This is a genomic window from Streptomyces sp. SID11385 (genome assembly GCF_010548245.1).
Lineage (GTDB): Bacteria > Actinomycetota > Actinomycetes > Streptomycetales > Streptomycetaceae > Streptomyces.
Genome location: NZ_JAAGLR010000792.1, coordinates 1 through 3,380 on the forward strand (window position 1 = coordinate 1; position 3,380 = coordinate 3,380).

Annotated in this window: 4 protein-coding genes and 1 riboswitch; of the genes, 3 read left to right on the forward strand and 1 reads right to left on the reverse strand. The window is 73.3% G+C overall.

Annotated elements, in window-relative coordinates:
* Window positions 1–442 precede the first annotated feature (442 nt).
* Window positions 443–618, forward strand: a riboswitch (cyclic di-AMP (ydaO/yuaA leader).
* 3 nt (window positions 619–621) lie between these two features.
* A complete protein-coding gene (locus G3I42_RS24480; protein ID WP_164289352.1) occupies window positions 622–1,098 on the forward strand; it encodes a C40 family peptidase in 477 nt (158 codons plus the stop codon).
* A gap of 79 nt (window positions 1,099–1,177) precedes the next feature.
* Here the strand turns inward: G3I42_RS24480 and G3I42_RS24485 are convergent, their stop codons facing one another.
* Window positions 1,178–1,624, reverse strand: coding sequence for an ATP-binding protein (locus G3I42_RS24485; RefSeq protein ID WP_164289354.1), 447 nt, complete (start codon window positions 1,622–1,624; stop codon window positions 1,178–1,180).
* 214 nt (window positions 1,625–1,838) lie between these two features.
* Here G3I42_RS24485 and G3I42_RS24490 point away from each other — a divergent pair, with 214 nt between their 5' ends.
* Window positions 1,839–2,267 (forward strand): GNAT family N-acetyltransferase, encoded by a 429-nt coding sequence (locus G3I42_RS24490; protein WP_164289356.1) that lies wholly within the window; start codon window positions 1,839–1,841, stop codon window positions 2,265–2,267.
* 455 nt (window positions 2,268–2,722) lie between these two features.
* A partial coding sequence (locus G3I42_RS24495; RefSeq protein ID WP_164289358.1) for a CNNM domain-containing protein occupies window positions 2,723–3,380 on the forward strand: 658 nt, incomplete at its 3' end.

Consider the following 3,380-nt stretch of genomic DNA (forward strand, 5'->3'; position numbering starts at 1 on the left):
GCGCCGGGCGGGCGGGCGCGCCCGCGCGGGCCGTTCGCGGTGCGCGCACAGGGCGTGAAGTCCGCGCCGGACGGCGCATAACCCTTCGTAACCCTTCACATGCATGCGCTCCGCGACCATTTGTGTCCGGAGTGCGACGCGCGGCGGCCGAACGGAGGACCCCCCAATGACGTATGCCCGAGTCGGCGTCACCTCGCCCGCAGTTGCCCCCCGCGGTCCGCGATCCGCCCCACGCGCACGGCATTTGCGCTGGTCGACGACTCGTCCCGCCCGAATGGCCCCGCACCTGACGGCCTTTCGCCACCCAATCGCCATACGGGTGACTAAGCTCACATAAGCCGGTTTTCATTCGGTATCCGGCGATGTCGTGCGTCAAGATCGCTCCCGACGACAAGCCCCCGCCGCAGCGGCGGGGCGGTCCGGGCGGACGCCGAGTCCCGCCGCCGCCCGGACGCCAGGTCGACACGGAGTGGATCGGCGGGAGTGGAGGACCCGAGCAAGACGGATCGGACCCGGCGACGGGCACCGGTCCTTGGGGTGAAGCCGCGTGCGCGGCCGGGCATCTTCGCCAGCCCGAACCCGACAGGTCACCCTTCACAGGCGGTTGACGAAGGGTTACGCATGCTGGTGCGCAATCGAGTTCCCGTCCTGCTCTCCCGGACCGGCGCGGTATCGGTCCTCACCCTCGCCGCGGTGGGCGGCACCGTCCTCGTCCCCGGCGCCTCCGGGGACGCCTCGGCCGCGGTCCGGATCTCCGCGAAGGCGCTCAAGGTCGCGGCGTCCAAGAAGGGCGCCCCGTACCGCTGGGGCGCGACGGGCCCGCATCGTTTCGACTGCTCGGGCCTGACGCTCTATTCGTTCAAGAAGGCCGGCAAGTCCCTGCCCCGTACCGCGCAGGCGCAGTACAACAGGACCCGGCACGTCTCGGCCAGGAAACGCACCAAGGGCGACCTGGTGTTCTTCCGCTCCGGCGGCGGCGTCTACCACGTGGGCATCTACGCCGGCAAGAACAAGATCTGGCACGCGCCCAAGACGGGAGACGTGGTCAAGCTCGAAAAGATCTGGTCGAAGCGGGTCTCGTACGGGCGGGTGCGGTAAGCGGCGGGCGCGTGCGGTAAGCGGCGGGCGCGCGCGGGGTCGTGGGCTGCGGTCGTGGGCGGGGGCTCCTGGCAGGGGCTCAGCCCTCGGGCACGGCACCCGCGCGCGCCGGTCGCCAGGGCAGCGAGACCAGGACGGTCTTGCCGCCCTGCGGTGTCGGGACCACCGAGAATCTGCCGCCGTTCTCCGCCGCGAGGAAGCGGATGATCGCGAGACCACGCCCGTTGTCCTGCTGGACGGCGGCGGGGAGGCGGCGCGGGGGGCGGGGGTGGGAGTCGGTGACGCCGACGCGCAGGAGTTCGTCGCGGTCGAGCGAGACGGTGACGGTGAAACACGGGGAGCGTCCGCCAGTGTGCAGGACGGCGTTGGTGACGAGTTCGGAGACGATCAGGCGCACCGCGTCGGCCAAGTCGTCCCGCGCGGGCAGTCCCCACTCCGCGAGGAGCGTCCCGACGAACGCGCGCGCCTCGGGGACCGAGGCGGCGTCGCTCGGCAGCGTGACGGAGGCTTCCTGGTGATCGGCCATGACGACCTGCCCCTTTCCACCGGGCGCCGAACGACGCACCGGGTCGGTGGTTCGCGACAGCCTGCCACCCGCACGGGGCGCGCTCCCGGGACTGTGCGCCACTGTCGCCCGAAGCGGTGAAGCCTGCTACGGCCGAGCGGATTCCGCGGGGCGGAGCGGTCCACATCGCGAAATCCCGGTGCCCCGCACACGTACCGCCTGGTTGGCTCCGCACATGACCCCACCTGCCGAGTTGCGCATACGTCACGCCGTGCCCGCCGACATCGCCCCCGTCCTCGCCTTCTGGCGCGAGGCCGCCGAGGGGACGAGCATCAGCGACGATCACGCGGGGGTCGGCCGCCTCCTGGACCGCGATCCCGGGGCACTGCTTCTCGCCGAACGCGACAGCACGCTGGTCGGCACGGTGATCGCGGGCTTCGACGGCTGGCGCTGCTCCGCGTACCGCCTCGCCGTCCACCCCGCGCACCGCCGCCAGGGCGTCGCGACGGCCCTCCTCGACGCGATGGAGAAGCGCTTCGCCGCCCTGGGCGGTCGCCGCGTCGACGCGATGGTCCTGGAGGAGAACACGCGCGCGCACGGCGCGTGGGGCGCGGCGGGATACGTACGCGAGGAGCGGTGGCGACGCTGGGTGAAGCCGGTGTGACGGGGGCGACGGACCGGTGTGACGGGCCGACGCGACGGGGTGCAGGGACTGTGCCGGGACCGGGTCGGCGTGACGGGTGACGGCCGGCGGCCTGAGTCGCGGGCCGGCCGGCGCTGCCCTTGTCGCCGCGCCCGGGCTGCTCACCGGAGGCCGCTCGCGCGGGGCGAGGCAGCAGGCGTCGCGCCCGATCCACGCCTCGCCGTGGTCCCGGCGGTGCCCGTCCGGCGAGGCGATCCCCCTCCCCCTTCGCTTTGCTCATCCTTTACTCTTGCGTGACCGGCCCTTTTCGATCCGCGAAGAGTGGTCCTCCACGACCCCGAAAGGTGTGAGCGTCCGCCCATGGGCGAGCCTCCCAGTCCGCACTCCCCCGCGATCCCCCTCTCCGTCCGCGCCGCCGTCTCCATCGCCATCTCTGCCTCCGTCTCCGTCTCCGCCTCCGTCGCCGGAGGAATCCGATGACGGAACTCCTCCTTCTGGGCCTCGCCGTTCTCCTGGCTCTCGTCTGCGGTGTCTTCGTGGCGGCCGAGTTCTCCCTCACGACCGTCGAGCGCGGGGCGCTGGAAGCCGCCGCGCGGCGGGGTGAGCGCGGGGCCGGGCACGCGCTCGCGGCCGTACGGCGGCTCACCTTCCAGCTCTCCGGCGCCCAGCTCGGGATCACCGTGACCAACCTGGTCATCGGGATGCTGGCCGAGCCCTCCGTCGCCGCGCTGCTCGCCGGGCCGCTCGGCGCGCTGGGCCTGCCCGCCGGGGCCGTCACGCCGCTCGCGCTCGTCCTCGGCACGGCGCTCTCGACCGCGTTGCTCATGGTCGTCGGCGAACTCGTACCGAAGAACTGGGCGATCTCCGCCCCGGCGCGTGTCGCGCGCGCCGTCGCCGGTCCGCTGCGGCTCTTCTCCTTCCTGCTCCGCCCGCTGATCCGGCACCTCGACACGACCGCGAACCGCGCCGTGCGCCGCCTCGGCCTGGAGCCCGCCGAGGAGATCGCCTCGGCGCGCGGGCCCGGGGAACTCGCGGCCCTCGCCCGCCACTCGGCGCGCGCGGGCACGCTCCCCACCGGGACCGCCGAACTGTTCGTGCGCACGCTCGGCCTCGGCACGCTCACGGCGGGCGCCG